We start from the raw sequence: 16,108 nt of genomic DNA on the forward strand, positions 1-16,108 counted from the left end.
AAGATCATGCCGATTTAACCAGCGAATGTCTTGTCCACGCGGCGCAGAGGCGGCGACGGTTTTTCCGCGTCAGATGACCGTCTGCAACAGGAACGGAGAGCGCTCCAGCGGACGCTGGGCGAGGATCCTCAGCATCGCCGGGCCCTGTATGCCAGTCGTCGTCGTCGAACGGCCGTCGTGATAGACCACGGTCATGACTTGGCTGACGCTGTCATATCTGATCTCTGCGATCGTGCGTGTGTGAACCTGAAAGATGAATTGGTGGGGCTGAGATTTTCGCCTGGAGGTCTTCGAGGTCATCGTGATGCCCCATCGGAACAAAAACAGGATTGTCCCGGCCGTCCACGGCTCAGGACACGCGTGATAGTCGGCAGCACATCCCTCATCGAGTGTCTCCAATGCGCTCAAAAATTGATCAAACAACAGAGCGGCCGGTTCCGGCCATCAGACGACCGTCGCTAGGTCTGAGACCCGGGCCTCATCCCAACCACACCGATCAACCACATATTGTTTCCATGGTCGCGTGACATCGGCGTGACACGCACATCACGGCTCGAAAACCCGTCTGGAACGGGGTCCGTAAATTGTCACCTCCCCCTAGTCTAGGCAGCGACAGCACATCCCATCAATGCACTGTCCTATGCATGCCGTAGGCTCGGGCGGCCTGCGGCCAGCAGTCGACGGTACGTGCAAGTGCCCGAATGGCTTCGTCTATGACGAAAACCGCATCCCCCAGCCGTTCGATCTCGCAATCGAGCTCATACACATCGACTTCGTCAAGGTCTTCACTGTTCAGCAACTGCTTGCTTGTCTCGATCAGGCGCTCAGTACGCTGAACGATATCAAGAGCGCTCCGTATAATGATGTCGAGCATGCAGTTGCCCTCGCTTCGATGAGCAAGTGTCGGGCATAATCGCAATGCTGACAATCCTGAAATCTTGTCAGATGCGCTCGCGGATCGTGTCGTAGAGATCCCTAAATTCGCGCAGCGCCGATTGATGGCGATGGCGTGGTAAAGATGCGCGGCGTCCAGCGAAGGCCAACGCCCCCGCAACGGCCGCAACGAAGAGCAACGTCGAGGCCGGATAGAGCTTCACAGCCGCCTCCGTCTGACGAATTGCTTTCCGGGCACCTCCCTTTAACGATCGGGCGCCATCGAAGAGCTGCTGCTGCAGCACGTCGATTTGCTGTCGCAGCGCGCTCAATTCTTCGCGCAGCTCCTGATCAGGCTGCGGTGGAATGCCAACGGAGGCAGTCTTCATATCGATGATGGCTTTCGGCACCGGTTCGCCGATCTTGGCTCCTTTGGTGTCGAGGGTCGCCGTCTCATTGCTCTTGCGTCGCGGCATGATCAATTCTCCTTCCCAGTGCGGATTAGTCGTCGTCCAGCGCGAAGACCGGCCGATAGTGGCGCTCTGCAATCAGCAAGCTCCGGTCAGGCCGGATGATGTAAATCTCCTCAACCTGGCGTCCCCATTGATCTGTAAAGCTGTGCGGGAAAGAAGAACCTACGGGCGATTTCGTCAGCTTGGTGCGAGGCTGACCATGATAGGTGATGCTGCCGGGAATGGGGGCCAGTCCCGCCGACGCGTAATCTCCTGCACCGGTCGTGCAGCCCGTTAGCATAACGGCAAAGACCAGCCCAAACCCTATGCTCCGCTTCATGGAACCTCCAGCTGTTCCTGCCTTTTCGCCATCACATCGCCGATGTAACAAGAGACGAGAGAGATTGTTCCAAATTTCGGCTGGAGGCCTCGCAAGGACAGTCCCAGAGGTATCCCTCAGGCGGCGACGTTAGGAATAGGCAGGCCAAGGAGCTCGGCATATTTACAGAGCTTCTCCCAAGGAACATCGCCGACCGGCACGCCCTCTTCCAACGCCGCTCGGCGCCTTCTTGCTGCGCTGTCACCCGGCATGCGGACCGGGCCATTGTTCCAAGGCGCGGATGGGTTGCTGCGGCATGCAGCGGCGAGAAAATCGGATTGCAACGTGAAGGCATCCAGCCCGGCGAAAAAGGCAGGGTCGATGATCTGAATAAATGCGCTTTGCGAAAACACACCAGGCGGCGCGTTGGCCCGTCCCTTGCCGGAAAGCCCCTGCCCCAGCAATTCGACGATCAGTCCGAGCCCAAAGCCCTTATGCCCTTTCCGCTGGCCGCCCAGCGGCATCATCGTGCCGCCGCGTTCGGTTACCTCGCGCGGATCGTCGGTCGGCTCGCCTGCGGCGGTGAAAGCCCAGGCCTCGGGGAATTTCTTGCCGGCCTTCGCCAGGTTTTGCGTCATGGTCGTGGTGGTGATCGAGGCGGAGACGTCGATGAGAATCGGATCCTCGGATGTCGGAAAACCGGCCGCCATCGGGTTGGGGGTCAGGAGCGGCTTTGTGCCGCCATAGGGCGCGACCCGGCTTGCCGCGGGATGCGATACCGACAGCTGAACGATGAGGCCCCGTTCGGTAACCTGCCGCATGAAGGCTGAAAGAGCGCAGGTATGATGGCAGTTGCGGATTGCCGCGGTGACGACGCCATGATCGCGTACGCGTTCGCAGGCCTGGTCGAGCGCCTTGGTCAGCAGCCATGCCCCGGGGAGAGATTTGCCGTCCCACACAAAGGCTGCGCCGCGGTCATTGACCACCTCATAGCTACCCGACTTCGCCAGCGAACCGTCTTCCAACGCTTCGACATACCAGTTCAGGAGGCTGACGCCATGCGTTTCGTGGCCGATCATGTCGCCTTCCACCAGCACGGCGGCTGTCGTTTCAGCCTTGTCCGGCTCCATCCCGGCACGGGTCAATATCTGTTCGGCGAATTGGGTGAGGGCAATGCGGTCAATCAGAGGCATAGGCATCCATCCGTCATGTTCGGAAGCGCGGGCCATCTCCAAAAAGGCGGCCCGCGCTTCAGTCCGCACACCAGCTTACTTGAAGCGGATCTGCGACAGCTGCAGTTCGGAATTCGTCGCGATCGTCGGCTTGAAGTCGAGACGCGGCGAAACGCGGGTGAACCCGACCATGTGGAACATCGGGATATCAGCGATGATCTCGGTGTTTACCTTGGCGAAAAGCTCCTTCCAGAGTTTCGTGCGCTCGTCGCCGGTGGCTGAGGTTGCCTTAGCGATGAGGGCGTCGACCGCGGGATCCCGAACCATAGAGTGGGAGCCGTCGGTCGCGTATTTCACGAAAGCGGTGAAGACGGGATCGCCGGTCGCATTATCGTGCTGCGACTGCGTCAGCGTCGGACCGGAATCGGCGACGAAAGGTGCAACGAAGTAGCCGTTCCACACGGAAACGTCATACATGTCGAGCTTTACGTTCAAGCCGACCTCCTGAAGCATGGCCATCATCGCTTCCATCGCCTCCGTGGCGTTGGGGTATTGCCCATTGCGACCGATGATGCGGATCTGCTGATCGACCGGCACGCCATCAGCTTTCGCCGCCTTGACAAGCTCTTTGGCTTTTTCCGGATCATAAGGCCAGGCGGGAATATCGGCATTGTAGCCGATCGTCGTCGGCACCACGAGCTGTGTGGCGATCTTTGCCTGTTCGGGGAACAGCGTTCCGAGCATTGCCTGCCGATCGATGGCGAGGTTCATGGCTTCGCGTATGCGCCGGTCGTTGAGCGGCGCTGCACGCGTATCGATGCGCAGCGATGTCGTCTCCGAATTCGGATAGGCGAAATCGGTTTCCTTGTTGGTGGCATCCTGCACCGACACGGCCGGAACGATATCGGCTTCGCCGGCATCGACCATGGCGGCTGCCACCGCGCTGTCGGAACGGAACAGATAGGTCGCCTGTTCCACGTGCGGTTTCTCCCCCCAATAGTCCGGATTGCGCTTCAGCACGATCGACTGGCCGACCTCCCACTTGTCGAACGTATAGGGGCCGGTGCCAATCGGCTTGCGGGTGAATTCATCGGCGGGTGTCGCTTCGGCGGGTTCCACGGCCATCACCGTCATCAGCAGCGGAAGAATCGGCTGCGCCGGTTCTGTCGTAATGCGGATCGTGTTGGCATCTGGCGTCTCGAAGCTGAACTCAGTGCCGCCGAAATATTTGCCGCCGGTTTCACAGCTGAGTTTCTTATTCTTGTTGCGCTCGATCGTGAACTGGACGTCCTTGGCGGTAAACGGCTTGCCGTCGTGCCATTTGACATTCGGGCGCAGCTTGAACTCCCAGGTGTCGTCATCGATCTTCGACCATTCCGTCGCCAGGCGCGGTTTCAGGCCGCCATTGACGTAGTCGAATTCGACCAGCATTTCGTTGACGTTTTCAGAAATGACCCGGCCGACGTCCTGGCGCGCGGCCATGCAGGGTTCGACGACATCGACGGTTTCGGCAAGCACGACGGTTACGTTGCTCTTGGCGTCCTCAGCGTGAGCCGAGGCAGCACTCAGCGCCATCATCGTGGTTGAAAAGCAGGCTGCTACCAGGTGCAGTTTCATTTCGTTCTCCTCCCATGCGCCGTTGGCGCTCCTTGCAGCGAATTTTCGTCTTATTTCCGACGATCCCGGCCCTCGCCTCCTCTTGCGAGCGCGACTCTAATACACAAACGCACTAATATACCAGTTGAGATCGGCGATCAAGCGCGGGCTCGCCGCTCGAGCCTTCGCGCTATCCACGATGCTCGGATCTTACCCGGCCGAAGCCATCAGCTCGCGCATCATCTCGACTTCCTCCTCGGTGAGATCGGTCAGCGGCGCACGCACTGGCCCCGCCTCGAAACCGCGCAACCGCACGCCTGCCTTGACGGCGGATACCGCATAACCGGCTTTGCGATCGCGAATGCGGGCAAAGGGATAGTAGAAATCGCGCAGCATCTGTTCACAGGCTGCGTCGTCGCCGGCCAGAAATGCCTTGTGAAATTTCAGTGCCGTTTCGGGGACGAAGTTGAAGACGGCCGAGGAGTATGTCGGCATGCCGGCGCCGCGATAGGCCTGGGCAAACAATTCATGCGTCGGCATCCCGCCGATATAGGAAAGGCGGTCACCGAGCGCGATGGTGACACGGCGCACCGTATCGATATCGCCGGTCCCATCCTTGAAACCGATCAGATTCGGGCATTCGTCGGCAAGCTGGGCCAACTGCTCGGCCGAAACCCGCGCCTGGCCGCGATTATAAACGATGACGCCCATATTGGTCGCCTTGCACACGGCCCGTACCCGCGCAGCGATCCCATCCGCCGGCGCCTCGGTCAGGTAATGCGGCAGCAGAAGAATGCCGTCGCCCCCTGCCGCTTCGATCTCGCGGGCCATGTCGCAGGCAATGCGCGTGCCGTAGCCGCATCCGGCAATGACCGGCGCGTCACCGGACACGGCGCGGGCGGCCTTCACCACCTCGACCACCTCGCCCGGCGTTAGCGAGAACAGTTCACCAGTGCCGCCGGCAACGATCAGGCCGGCAACCGGGTAGGATGACAGCCATTCCAGATGGGCTGAAAACGGCCCGGCGGCAAAGCGGTCATCGGCATCGAACGGGGTGACGGGAAAGGACAGCAGGCCGTTGCGAATGATCTCGCGAAGTTCCGTCGGGGCGATCAATTTACTGCTCCTCGATTTCAGTTGCGCAGGTCTTCGGGCAACAGGCCGGCGGGAAAATTCTGGTAGGCGACAGGACGCAGAAACCTGCGGATCGACATGGTCCCGACGCTGGTCGCGCCGAAATTGGTCGAGGCCGGATAGGGTCCGCCATGCACCATGGAATCGACAACCTCGACGCCGGTTGGGAAGCCATTGACCAGCAATCTGCCCGCTTTCCTTTCGAGGATCGGCAGCAGGTCGCGAGCCAAGCCAAGATCGGCGTCGTCCATATGGATCGTCGCGGTCAGCTGTCCCTGGAAGCTTTCGGCAAGGCTGGGCATCTCTTCCGGCGAGCCGACGCGCACCACGAGGCCGAGAGAACCGAACACCTCTTCGCTGAGCGAATGATCGGCAAGCCAGGCCGAGCCATTGGTTTCGAACAGGTTCGGGGCAGCGTCCCGGCCATCGCTTTTTACAGAAAGAACCGGTGCGACTGCATTGCTTGCCCGCATGCGGTCGACACCATCGTGATAGGCAGTGGCGATGCCGTTGGTCAGCATCGTCTGCGCCGCCACCTTTTCGAGAGCCGATTTCGCAGCACCGGTGAACCTGTCGGCCTCCGGCCCGTCGACGACGACGGCAATACCGGGTTTGGTGCAGAACTGGCCGGCGCCAAGCGTCAATGAGCCGGCCCAGCCGGAACCGATCGCCTCCGCCCGGGCAGCGGTCGCGGCCGGCAGCAGGAACATCGGATTGACGCTGCCGAGTTCCCCGAAAAACGGGATCGGTTCAGGACGCTGGGCACAAAGGTCGAAGAGTGCACGACCGCCGACGAGCGATCCGGTAAAGCCGACAGCCTTGATAGCCGGATGCGTCACCAGAGCTGTTCCGACATCACGGCGCCCGCCCTGGATCAGGCTGAAGACGCCGGCCGGCATTCCTGTGCGTTCGATAGCCGCTGCGATGGCCTCGGCAATGATCTCACCTGTGCCGGGATGGGCTGAATGTCCCTTCACCACGACCGGGCAGCCGGCAGCAAGCGCGGCAGCCGTATCGCCGCCGGCCGTCGAGAATGCCAATGGAAAATTCGAGGCGCCGAAGACGGCGACCGGGCCGATCGGCCGCTGCACCAGACGGATCTCCGGCCGCGGCGCCGGCTGCCGATCGGGCTGCGCCGCATCGATACGGGCATCAAGATGCGCGCCCTTGCGGATATGCTCGGCAAACAGCTTGAGCTGGCCGGTGGTGCGGGCGCGCTCGCCATTGAGCCTGCCCTCGGGGAGCCCGGTTTCCTCAGTTCCGATGAGGGTGACGGCCTCGCCGCGCCTATCGATCTCCTCGGCGAGCGTCTCGAGGAAAATCGCGCGCTCCTCACGCGTCTTTGCTGAAAACGCGGCAAAAGCAGCTTCGGCAGCCCGGCAGGCACGGTCGACCAGTTCCGTCGTGCCGACGGCGAAGTCATGTGCCGGCCCGTGCGCCGGTTCGGAGCGAAATGTCGTCTCTCCTACGGTCCATTCGCCGGCGATGAAATGCCTGCCTGAAGGGGTCCAGCTCATTGTTATCCTCCTCGGCGGAGCCTCGCTCCGTCCTGATGCGGTGATCCGTTATTCAGTACACCGCCTTAGCGGCCATTCACCTTCCGCCATTCGGCAAAGAGCGTTAGATTGCTTTCGTCGGTGGCCGGATAAAGGCCAATGATCGTATGTCCTTGCTTGACGCGCTCGGTGACGAAATCCTCGTAAGCCGTCATCTCCACAGCTTCGTCGGCGATCTCGTCGGCGATCTCTGCCGGGATGACGATTACGCTGTCGTCGTCGCCAACCATGATGTCGCCCGGGAACACCGCCACATCGCCACAGCCGATCGGCACGTTGATGTCGATCGCCTCGTGGAGCGTGAGGTTGGTCGGGCTGGAGGGACGATGATGATAGGCGGGAATATCAAGGCCGCCGATGGTCACGGCGTCGCGGAAGCCACCGTCGGTGACGACGCCGGCGCCGCCGCGCATCATCAGACGGGTAATCAGAATGTCGCCGGCGGAGGCTGCGCGCGCATCCTTGCGGCTGTCCATCACCAGAACATGGCCGTCGGGACACGTCTCGATGGCAAGCCGCTGGGGATGTTTCGGGTTGCGAAAAACATTCATCGCGTTGCGGTCCTCGCGCGCCGGCATATAACGCAGCGTGAAGGCCGGCCCCACCATATTGCGGCCCTTGGGCTGCACGGGCCGGACATCCTGGACTGTCTGATTCCTCAGGCCACGCTTGAACAGCGCCGAGCAGAGCGTCGCGACGGAGACACCCATCAGCTTTTCACGGGTTGCGGGGTTCATATTTCCTTCTCCTCGTTCTAAATCAGCCGCCGAAACTGCGCGTTTCCACGGTCCAGTCACGGGCTTTGCCCGTCAGGCTGCAACCAAGCCCCGGACGTGCGGGCACGATCATCCGGCCGTCCTTGATGTCGAGCTGCTCGTTAAACAGCGGCGCCAGCCAATCGAAATGTTCTACCCACGGCTCGTGCGCATAGGCAGCCGCCAGGTGCAGATGGATTTCCATGGCGAAATGCGGCGCCAGGCGCATGCGTTTCGCCTCTGCCTGCGTGCAGATGCGCAGAAAGGGCGTGATGCCGCCGACACGCGGCGCATCCGGCTGAATGAAATCGACCGCATCGGCACGGATCAAAGCCATGTGCTCCTCAGCGCTTGCCAGCATCTCGCCGGTGGCGATCGGCGTGGCGAGTTCGCGCGCCAGTGCCGCATGGCCCTCGGCGTCATAGGCATCGAGCGGCTCTTCGATCCATTCGAGATTGAGTGGCTCGACCAGTCGGCCGAAGCGCAACGCCGTCGTGCGGTCCCATTGCTGGTTCGCATCGACCATCAGCGGCACGCGGCCATCGATATGGCTGGTCACGGCATCGAGCCGGCGCAGGTCGACCATCGGGTCCGGCTGCCCAACCTTGATCTTGATGCCGCCGATACCGGCGGCGATCGAGTGATCGATGGCATCGCGGATTTCTTCGACGCTCGACGACAGGAAGCCGCCGGAGGTGTTGTAGCAGGCGACACTGTCACGATGGGCACCCAGCAGTTTCGCAAGCGGCAGGCCGGCGCGTTTCGCCTTCATATCCCAAAGGCAGATGTCGATCGCGGCAATCGCCTGCGTTGCGATGCCGGAGCGGCCGACCGAGGCTCCGGCCCAGCAGAGCTTGTCCCAGATCCGCGCGGTATCGTTCGGATCTTCGCCTATCAGGTTGTCGGCAATCTCGCAGGCATGGGCATAGAGAGCGGGGCCGCCTGCCCGCTTCGAATAACTGAAGCCAAGTCCGCGATGGCCCGCCTCGGAGACGATCTCGCAAAACAGAAACGCCACTTCCGTCAGCGGCTTCTGCCGGCCCGTCAACACCTTGGCATCGCTGATCGGCCGCGCCAACGGCAGATAGGCGAGCGACAGGGTGACTGATCGGATGGCGTCCAGCTTGGACGGGCCGGCGGCGAAGCCAGCCTTGGGCGGTTGAGCGGGGATCGAGCGTCGATTGGGATCAAACATCGTGGCGCCTCAGTTGATAGCCGGTTCCGGAGTCTTGCCACCGAATTCCGTCGTCAGGAAGTCGAAATCGCAGCCTTTGTCGGCCTGCTCGATATGCTTGGAGAACATAAATCCATAACCGCGCTCGTAGTGCCTTGTCGGCGCCACCCAGGCGGCACGCCGCGCTGCGATCTCCTCTTCGGAAACCAGCATGTTGAGGCTGCGTGCCGGAATGTCGAGCTCGACCATGTCTCCGGTACTCAGGAATGCAAGAGGCCCGCCGACATAAGATTCCGGCGCGGCGTGCAGCACGCAGGCGCCGAAACTGGTTCCGGACATGCGCGCGTCCGAGATGCGCACCATGTCGCGCAGGCCGAGCTTCAACAGCGCCTTCGGCATCGGGATCATGCCCCATTCCGGCATGCCAGGCCCACCCTGCGGGCCGGCATTGCGCAGCACGAGCACAGTGTCCGGGGTCAGTGGATAATCGGGATCGTCGATGATCTTCTTCATTTCCGCATAACTGTCGGCGACCAGCGCCGGGCCGCGATGACGGTGAAATTTCGGGTCGCAAGCGGCTGGTTTTATGACCGCGCCGTCGGGACACAGGTTCCCCTTGAGCACTGCCAGCGAACCTTCGTGATAGACCGGGTTCGACAATGGCCGGATAACGTCGTCATTGTAGATCTTTACCTGGTCGAGGCCGTCCACCAAGGGTTTTCCCGTGACGGTGATCGCAGCCGGATCCAGCTTGTCGCCGAGCTGCTTCATCAGTGCCCGCAGGCCGCCCGCATAGAAGAAATCCTCCATCAGGTAGGTCGAGCCGGAAGGCCGGATGTTGGCAAGAACCGGCGTCGTGCGACCGATACGATCGAGGTCATCGAGTTCTAGCGGCACGCCGGCGCGTCGCGCCATGGCAATCAGGTGAATGATCGCATTGGTGGAGCAGCCGGTCGCCATGGCGACCGTCACGGCATTGTCGACGGCTGCCGGCGTGATGATCTGGTCCGGTGTCAGATCCTCCCACACCATCTCGACGATGCGGCGGCCACAGGCTGCCGACATGCGCTGGTGGTTGGCGTCGGCTGCCGGGATCGAGGAAGCGCCCGGCAGCGTCAATCCCATAGCCTCGGCGATCGCCGTCATCGTCGACGCCGTGCCCATGGTCATGCAATGGCCGTAGCTGCGGGCAATTCCGCCTTCGATGCCCTGCCACTCCTCCTGGGTGATCGTGCCGGCCCGCCGTTCGTCCCAGTATTTGAAACCGTCGGTACCGGAGCCGAGCGTCTTGCCGGCATAATTGCCGCGAAGCATCGGGCCGGCAGGGAGATAAACGAAGGGAATGCCCATGCTGACGGCGCCCATCACAAGGCCCGGTGTGGTCTTGTCGCAGCCGCCCATCAGAACGGCGCCGTCGACAGGATGGCTGCGCAGCAGCTCCTCGGTCTCCATCGCCAGCATATTACGATAGAGCATCGTGGTCGGCTTGACGAAGTTCTCGGAAAGGGAAAGCGCAGGCAGTTCCATGGGAAACCCGCCCGCCTGAAGGATGCCCCGCTTCACCCATTCGGCGCGCTCACGGAAATGCATGTGGCACGGCTGGGCATCGGACCAGGTGTTGATGATGGCGATGATCGGCTTTCCCTGCCAGTCCTCCGGCGCATATCCCATCTGCATGGTCCGCGACCGGTGACCGAACGAGCGCTGATCATCCGGCAGCATCCATCGGGTCGACCGCAATTGCTCGTAAGTTTTCCTCGCGGTCACGGCTTTCTCCCACCATTTTGCTTGCTGATCTGCGAATTCCTCGAACTGATATTTTAGTTTGCCATATATATCAACCGCAACTTTGCTTTCTTGTGCATTAGGTCACGCAAAGCTATGAATGGTGTAAAAGGATTTGCCGCACATGAATTCTCAGTTCGCCTCCACATTCGGCCTGACCGCACCCGGCTTTCCAGTCGCGGCCGGCAGCACCGTCCAGCGGGTCTACGATGATCTGCGAAAGCGCATCATCACCATTCAGCTGCCTCCGGACACGACGCTATCGCGCAGTGAGCTTACGGAGACCTATGAGGTCAGCCAAACTCCCATTCGTGACGCGTTACAGCTTCTCAAACAGGAAGGCCTGGTTCGGATTTACCCGCAATCCCGCACCGTGGTGACCAGGATAGACGTCCTGCAAATCTACGAGGCGCATTTCCTTCGCGTCGCGCTGGAATCGGAGGTCTGCCGCCGCCTCGCGACCGATCCGGATCCGGACCCGAGCGTCATCACACGCGCCCGCTCGATCATCAAAATGCAGTCGGCCGTGGCCGACGACGTCGATCAGATTGCCATCTTCCAGGAACTCGACGAACTCTTCCACCAGACCTTGTTCGCAGGCGCCAAGCGCAGCAGCCTGCACCAACTGGTTCGCGAGCGGTCCGGCCATCTCGAGCGCATTCGACGTCTGCACCTGCCCGAAAAGGGCAAGATCATGAGCATCCTCGACGGTCACCACGCCATCATCGACGCGATTGCCGCCCGCGACGAACAGGGGGCTGTCGACGCGGTCCGCGAGCATCTCAGCCGCACCGTTGCAAAAGTCGAAGACCTCAGGAAGGAATTCCCGGACTACTTCGTCTGAACCTGCCGCGCCGCGGGTTTCCGCCGGGATCAATTGACCGGCGTCAGCAGCGGCCTGCCTGCGAAGAAGGCGGCAAGGTTGTCGAGCGTCAATTGCGCCATCCTGTCGCGCGTCTCCTCGGTGCCGCTGGCGTGATGGGGATAGAGCACGACATTGTCGAGTGCTGCGAAATGCCGATCGGGATTGGGCTCGTTGAGATAGACATCGATGCCGGCCGACGCGATCCGCCTTTCCTGCAAGGCCCGGATCAATGCCGGCTCATCGACCACGGTGCCGCGGGCAATGTTGATAAAGCTGCCAGCCGGTCCGAGCGCGTTCAACACAGCAGCCGAAATCAACCCTTCGGTCGAGGCCCCGCCCGGCGTCGCCACGATCAGAATATCGGCCCAGTCAGCCAGTTTTACCGGCTCGTCGAAATAGGCAAAATCGTTACCGGCTTTTTTCGTCCGCCCGCAATAGCCGACCGTCAGCCCGACAGCTTCGCATCGTCTGGCAATCGCCATGCCTATACGGCCGAGGCCAACGATCCCGGCTCTCTTGCCCGACGTCGATGTCGTCAGCGGCATCATGCCCTTCTGCCCCCAGTCGCCGGAGCGCACATAGCGATCACCTTCCGGCAGGCGCCGGCGTGCCGCCAGCATCAGCAGCAGCGCCATGTCGGCAACGTCGTCGCAAAGCACCTCGGATGTGTTGGTGAGCTTGATGCCGCGCCGCGTCATCGCCTCGACGTCCATTTGGTCGTAGCCGGCCGAGGAGCAGGCGGCCAGCTTCAACGCCGGCAGTTGCGACAGCAGGGCTTCGTCGATGGTGACATGGCCGTTGCAGACCAGGGCCGTGCAGATCGGGCCGGCTTTCTGCAGCAGAGCATCCCGTTCCCCTCCTTCTGCAAGATCCAGCCGGTGCAGCGTATAGGTTTCCGCCAGCATCGCCATCTGACGGGGCCGGAGCGGATAGGCGACGATGACATCGGGCTTCATGCGGGAACGAGTCCTTCCTCTGTTCGACGTGCGGCGCGTCGGGTGGCCTGGACCTCCGGATCGGGATCGAGGCTGGCAGCAAGTAGCGCCTGGGTGTAGGGGTGGGAGGGCGCGTCGAAGATCTGGGCCACCGGCCCCTCCTCGACGATCTCGCCGGCCTTCATGACGATGACACGATCGGCGAAGTCCCGAACCACCGGCAGGTCGTGTGCGATGAAAAGGTAGGACAGGCCGAATTCGCGACGCAGGCCCTCGAGCAAGGCAATCACCTGTGCCTGGATCGACACGTCGAGCGCTGAAACCGCCTCATCGCAGATGATCAGTTTCGGCTCCATCGCCAGCGCGCGGGCAATGGCGATGCGCTGGCGCTGCCCACCGGAAAACTGATGTGGATACCGGTCCGCCATATCCGGTTTCAGACCAACCTTGACCAGCAACTCGGCCACTCTCTCCTTCCATTTCGCCTTCGGCAGGATATCGGGGTGAATGACCCATGCCTCGGAGATCAGCCTGAATACGGTCATTCTCGGATTGAGCGACTGGGTCGGATCCTGAAAGACCATCTGCAAATCGCGACGCAGCCCGAATATTTCCCTGGGGCTCATCGCAAGCAGATCCTTGCCGCGGTAGAGCACCTGGCCCTCCTGCGGATCGTCGAGGCGAACGATCGCCCGGGCAAGCGTCGACTTGCCGGAACCACTTTCGCCGACAACTGCAACCGTTTCGCCGGGCATGATAACAAGGTTCACGCCTCTCAGCGCCTGGAAAGCGCCGAAACTCTTCTTCAAGCCGATGGCCCGTAGCAGCGGTTCGCCCTGTCGGCCTCGGTCTTGCGCCATCGCGCCCTTCCCGGGTGCGGCAGCAATCAGCTTCTTCGTATAGGGGTTCTGCGGGTTGCTATAGACTTCGGCGGCATTGCCGGTTTCGACGACGCAGCCGGAATTCATCACCACGACCCGGTTGGCGATCTCGGCAACGACGCCGAGATCATGCGTGATCAGCAACAGGCCCATTCCGGTTTCCTGCTGCAATTCCTGCAGAAGTTCGAGCACCTGTGCCTGCACCGTAACATCAAGCGCGGTGGTCGGTTCATCGGCAATCAGGATGTCGGGCTTGCAGGCGATCGCCATGGCGATCATCAGACGCTGCCGCTGGCCGCCGGAGAACTGGAAAGGATACTTTCGCATCGCCGCCTGCGGATCGGTGATGCCCACTCGCGCCATGAGTTCGAGCGCCCTGGCACGGGCGTGCTCGGCGGACTGACCATGCGTGGTCATCATTTCGGTGATTTGCCAGCCGACGGTGTAGACCGGATTGAGATGCGCCAGCGGGTCCTGAAAGATCATGGCGATCTTCGCGCCGTTGATCGACCGCCGCTCCTCAGGCGTCATTTTCAGCATATCGCGCCCATTGAGGAGGATGGTGCCGCTGGTGATCTTGCCGGGTGGCATATCGATCAGGTTCATGATCGCCGAGGCGGACACCGACTTGCCGGAACCGCTTTCCCCGAGGATTGCCAGTGTCTCGCCGCGATCGAGATGCCAGCTGACGTCCTGCACTGCCTTGACGGTGCCGCTGAGGGTGTGGAATTCGACCGAGAGGTCACGGACTTCCAAAAGATGTTCAGCCATTTTTCCTGTCCCTCATTTCAAGGCGCCAGCGTTGCGTCGGATCGAGCGCGATGCGCAGCCAATTCGACAGAAGGTTGAGCGACAGCGTCGTCAGGATGATTGCAAGGCCCGGCCAAAAGGACAGCCACCAGGCATTGGTGAGATAAGGCCGCCCCTGAGCAACCATGAGGCCCCAGGTGATCTCAGGCGCCTGAATGCCGATCCCAAGGAACGACAGCGAGGATTCCGCCAGCATGACGAAGGCGAAATCAAGCGTGGCAATGGTGACCAGCGTCGGAAAGATCACCGGCAGGATGTGATGGAAGACGATGCGCCGGGACGATGCGCCCATGACCTTCGCCGCCTGCACGAACATCCGTTCGCGCACTTCCAGCACTTCGGCGCGGGTGGTGCGCAGATAGATGGGAATACGGGTGATCGCCAGGACAAGGACAATATTGGTGACCGAGGGTTCGAGCATATAGAGCACGATCACCGCCAGAAGCAGCGACGGAAAGGACATAATCACGTCGCCGAGACGCATGATCCATTGAGCGGCGGATGAACGGCTGTAACCCGCCACCAATCCGAGCGCCGTGCCAACGACAGAGGATGCAAGCACCGCAGCTGCGGCAACCAGGATGGTGTTTTGCGCCGCCACGACGACGCGGGCAAGAAGCGGCCTGCCCAGCGCATCGGCGCCCAGGACATAAAGCCATCCGCGGGTGATATCGAAGGGCGGCGCGTTTCGGCCCCGCAGGTTCTGCTTGGTGGCTATGCCCTCCAGCAGGAACGGGCCAAACAGCGCACAGAGAAGAACAATCAAGAGGAATAGAGCGGCGAAGAAAGCCAGCTTGTCCGCCCACAGCATGGCCAGCCAACGCCCAATCGGGCCACTCGGTTTTTTCTCGATCAGGATTTGTGTGTCGGTCATCGCCATCGCTCAATACCGGATACGCGGATCGAGCAGCGCATAGGCGATGTCGATCAACAGGTTCATGATGAAGATCGCCAACGCCGAGACCATGATGACGGCCAGCACGACGGCGAAATCGCGAAGCAGGATGGAATCGATCATCAGCTTGCCGATTCCAGGAAAACCGAACACCGTCTCAACGACGACCGCACCGTTCAAGATGGCCGCCGCCTGGTCGCCGATGACAGTAATCACCGGCAGCATGGCGTTGCGCAGCCCGTGAACGAAGATAATCGAGTTCGACCGGACGCCCTTGGCGCGCGCCGTCTTCACATAGGCAGAAGACAGGACACTGATCATCGAGCCACGCACCACTTGAAGGATCAGGCCGAAGGGCCGAATGAACAGCACGCTGACCGGCAGGACCCAGTGCCAGGCGGTTCCCGTTCCTGACGTCGGAAGGACGTGCAGTTTGACGGCGAAAATGACGATTGCCACGATGGCAAGCCAGAAATCCGGGGCCGCAGCGCCGATCAGCGAGAAGAAAGTAGCAAGACGGTCGAATACGCCACCGACGCGAAATGCTGCAAGCGACCCAATGACGATCGCAGCGACCGTGACCAGCGCCATGGTGATGGCTGCCAGCCAGAAGGTCCAGACGAAGGCCTCCAGCACGACATCCATGGCAGGACGGGCTTGGCGCAGCGACTGACCGAAGTTGCCCTGGGCGAGATCTGCGACATAGCGGCCGAACTGGATAATCAATGGGTCGTTGAACCCGTTCATCTCACGGAATTGCTGGCGCATTTCCGTGGTCGCATCGATCGGCAGATAGAGGTCCGTCGGGTCGCCGGTCAGACGGGACAGGAAGAATACGATGACGATAAGCACCACGAGCGATACGCCGCTGGCGATCGCGCGTTTGCCGATGAAACTTTTCATGCC

Annotated in this window: 16 protein-coding genes; 1 reads left to right on the forward strand and 15 read right to left on the reverse strand. The window is 61.3% G+C overall.

The annotated features are described in order from the left end of the window. Positions 1–69: 69 nt before the first annotated feature. The 11 genes from RCCGE510_RS26645 to araD form a co-directional block, all read right to left on the reverse strand. Positions 70–300 carry a hypothetical protein gene (locus tag RCCGE510_RS26645; protein ID WP_037079980.1) on the reverse strand — a complete coding sequence of 77 codons (231 nt, stop codon included), beginning with the start codon at positions 298–300 and terminating at the stop codon, positions 70–72. A 325-nt stretch (positions 301–625) separates the two neighbouring features. After that, positions 626–874: a hypothetical protein gene (locus RCCGE510_RS26650; protein WP_037079762.1), complete on the reverse strand. Its 249-nt coding sequence runs from the start codon at positions 872–874 to the stop codon at positions 626–628. Positions 875–941: 67 nt separating this feature from the next. Next, on the reverse strand, positions 942–1,349 hold the full coding sequence (locus RCCGE510_RS26655) for a hypothetical protein (protein WP_007635222.1): 408 nt from the start codon (positions 1,347–1,349) through the stop codon (positions 942–944). Positions 1,350–1,374: 25 nt separating this feature from the next. Then, positions 1,375–1,665: a hypothetical protein gene (locus RCCGE510_RS26660; RefSeq protein WP_007635223.1), complete on the reverse strand. Its 291-nt coding sequence runs from the start codon at positions 1,663–1,665 to the stop codon at positions 1,375–1,377. 116 nt (positions 1,666–1,781) lie between these two features. Next, complete coding sequence (locus RCCGE510_RS26665; protein ID WP_192815351.1) at positions 1,782–2,843, reverse strand: Ldh family oxidoreductase; 1,062 nt, start codon at positions 2,841–2,843, stop codon at positions 1,782–1,784. A 69-nt stretch (positions 2,844–2,912) separates the two neighbouring features. After that, the gene (locus tag RCCGE510_RS26670; RefSeq protein WP_007635226.1) at positions 2,913–4,433 is read right to left on the reverse strand and encodes an ABC transporter substrate-binding protein; all 1,521 of its coding nucleotides are present in this window, start codon (positions 4,431–4,433) and stop codon (positions 2,913–2,915) included. A gap of 189 nt (positions 4,434–4,622) precedes the next feature. Next, complete coding sequence (locus RCCGE510_RS26675) at positions 4,623–5,528, reverse strand: 5-dehydro-4-deoxyglucarate dehydratase (RefSeq protein WP_007635228.1); 906 nt, start codon at positions 5,526–5,528, stop codon at positions 4,623–4,625. Positions 5,529–5,545: 17 nt separating this feature from the next. Then, a complete protein-coding gene (locus RCCGE510_RS26680) occupies positions 5,546–7,063 on the reverse strand; it encodes an aldehyde dehydrogenase (NADP(+)) (RefSeq protein ID WP_007635230.1) in 1,518 nt (505 codons plus the stop codon). A gap of 65 nt (positions 7,064–7,128) precedes the next feature. Further along, positions 7,129–7,839: a ribonuclease activity regulator RraA gene (locus RCCGE510_RS26685; RefSeq protein ID WP_007635232.1), complete on the reverse strand. Its 711-nt coding sequence runs from the start codon at positions 7,837–7,839 to the stop codon at positions 7,129–7,131. A gap of 22 nt (positions 7,840–7,861) precedes the next feature. Next, complete coding sequence (locus RCCGE510_RS26690) at positions 7,862–9,052, reverse strand: mandelate racemase/muconate lactonizing enzyme family protein (RefSeq protein WP_007635234.1); 1,191 nt, start codon at positions 9,050–9,052, stop codon at positions 7,862–7,864. Between the two features lie 9 nt (positions 9,053–9,061). Then, a complete protein-coding gene (araD, locus tag RCCGE510_RS26695) occupies positions 9,062–10,798 on the reverse strand; it encodes an L-arabinonate dehydratase (RefSeq protein ID WP_037079775.1) in 1,737 nt (578 codons plus the stop codon). A gap of 142 nt (positions 10,799–10,940) precedes the next feature. Here araD and RCCGE510_RS26700 point away from each other — a divergent pair, with 142 nt between their 5' ends. Beyond that, positions 10,941–11,660: a GntR family transcriptional regulator gene (locus tag RCCGE510_RS26700; RefSeq protein WP_007635238.1), complete on the forward strand. Its 720-nt coding sequence runs from the start codon at positions 10,941–10,943 to the stop codon at positions 11,658–11,660. Positions 11,661–11,689: 29 nt separating this feature from the next. On the opposite strand, the gene RCCGE510_RS26705 is transcribed toward RCCGE510_RS26700, so the two are convergent. The 4 genes from RCCGE510_RS26705 to RCCGE510_RS26720 are packed head-to-tail and all read right to left on the reverse strand — an operon-like array spanning position 11,690 to position 16,105. Then, positions 11,690–12,637, reverse strand: coding sequence for a 2-hydroxyacid dehydrogenase (locus RCCGE510_RS26705; protein ID WP_007635240.1), 948 nt, complete (start codon positions 12,635–12,637; stop codon positions 11,690–11,692). Beyond that, positions 12,634–14,268, reverse strand: a complete 1,635-nt coding sequence (locus RCCGE510_RS26710) for an ABC transporter ATP-binding protein (RefSeq protein WP_007635242.1) — start codon at positions 14,266–14,268, stop codon at positions 12,634–12,636. The genes RCCGE510_RS26705 and RCCGE510_RS26710 overlap by 4 nt, the downstream gene beginning before the upstream one ends. Continuing rightward, the gene (locus RCCGE510_RS26715; RefSeq protein ID WP_192815352.1) at positions 14,261–15,187 is read right to left on the reverse strand and encodes an ABC transporter permease; all 927 of its coding nucleotides are present in this window, start codon (positions 15,185–15,187) and stop codon (positions 14,261–14,263) included. The genes RCCGE510_RS26710 and RCCGE510_RS26715 overlap by 8 nt, the downstream gene beginning before the upstream one ends. 3 nt (positions 15,188–15,190) lie before the next feature. Then, the gene (locus RCCGE510_RS26720; protein ID WP_007635246.1) at positions 15,191–16,105 is read right to left on the reverse strand and encodes an ABC transporter permease; all 915 of its coding nucleotides are present in this window, start codon (positions 16,103–16,105) and stop codon (positions 15,191–15,193) included. Positions 16,106–16,108: the final 3 nt, after the last annotated feature.

Source organism: Rhizobium sp. CCGE 510 (assembly GCF_000292525.1).
Lineage (GTDB): Bacteria > Pseudomonadota > Alphaproteobacteria > Rhizobiales > Rhizobiaceae > Rhizobium.

What these genes read in the sequence shown, in the direction of transcription:
- RCCGE510_RS26705 (WP_007635240.1), bottom strand. Translation starts at nt 12,637, where the DNA reads ATGAAGCCCGATGTCATCGTCGCCTATCCGCTCCGGCCCCGTCAGATG.
- RCCGE510_RS26645 (WP_037079980.1), bottom strand. Translation starts at nt 300, where the DNA reads ATGACCTCGAAGACCTCCAGGCGAAAATCTCAGCCCCACCAATTCATC.
- RCCGE510_RS26715 (WP_192815352.1), bottom strand. Translation starts at nt 15,187, where the DNA reads ATGGCGATGACCGACACACAAATCCTGATCGAGAAAAAACCGAGTGGC.
- RCCGE510_RS26665 (WP_192815351.1), bottom strand. Translation starts at nt 2,843, where the DNA reads ATGCCTATGCCTCTGATTGACCGCATTGCCCTCACCCAATTCGCCGAA.
- RCCGE510_RS26670 (WP_007635226.1), bottom strand. Translation starts at nt 4,433, where the DNA reads ATGAAACTGCACCTGGTAGCAGCCTGCTTTTCAACCACGATGATGGCG.
- RCCGE510_RS26690 (WP_007635234.1), bottom strand. Translation starts at nt 9,052, where the DNA reads ATGTTTGATCCCAATCGACGCTCGATCCCCGCTCAACCGCCCAAGGCT.
- RCCGE510_RS26710 (WP_007635242.1), bottom strand. Translation starts at nt 14,268, where the DNA reads ATGGCTGAACATCTTTTGGAAGTCCGTGACCTCTCGGTCGAATTCCAC.
- RCCGE510_RS26660 (WP_007635223.1), bottom strand. Translation starts at nt 1,665, where the DNA reads ATGAAGCGGAGCATAGGGTTTGGGCTGGTCTTTGCCGTTATGCTAACG.
- RCCGE510_RS26655 (WP_007635222.1), bottom strand. Translation starts at nt 1,349, where the DNA reads ATGCCGCGACGCAAGAGCAATGAGACGGCGACCCTCGACACCAAAGGA.
- RCCGE510_RS26700 (WP_007635238.1), top strand. Translation starts at nt 10,941, where the DNA reads ATGAATTCTCAGTTCGCCTCCACATTCGGCCTGACCGCACCCGGCTTT.
- RCCGE510_RS26650 (WP_037079762.1), bottom strand. Translation starts at nt 874, where the DNA reads ATGCTCGACATCATTATACGGAGCGCTCTTGATATCGTTCAGCGTACT.
- RCCGE510_RS26720 (WP_007635246.1), bottom strand. Translation starts at nt 16,105, where the DNA reads ATGAAAAGTTTCATCGGCAAACGCGCGATCGCCAGCGGCGTATCGCTC.
- RCCGE510_RS26680 (WP_007635230.1), bottom strand. Translation starts at nt 7,063, where the DNA reads ATGAGCTGGACCCCTTCAGGCAGGCATTTCATCGCCGGCGAATGGACC.
- RCCGE510_RS26685 (WP_007635232.1), bottom strand. Translation starts at nt 7,839, where the DNA reads ATGAACCCCGCAACCCGTGAAAAGCTGATGGGTGTCTCCGTCGCGACG.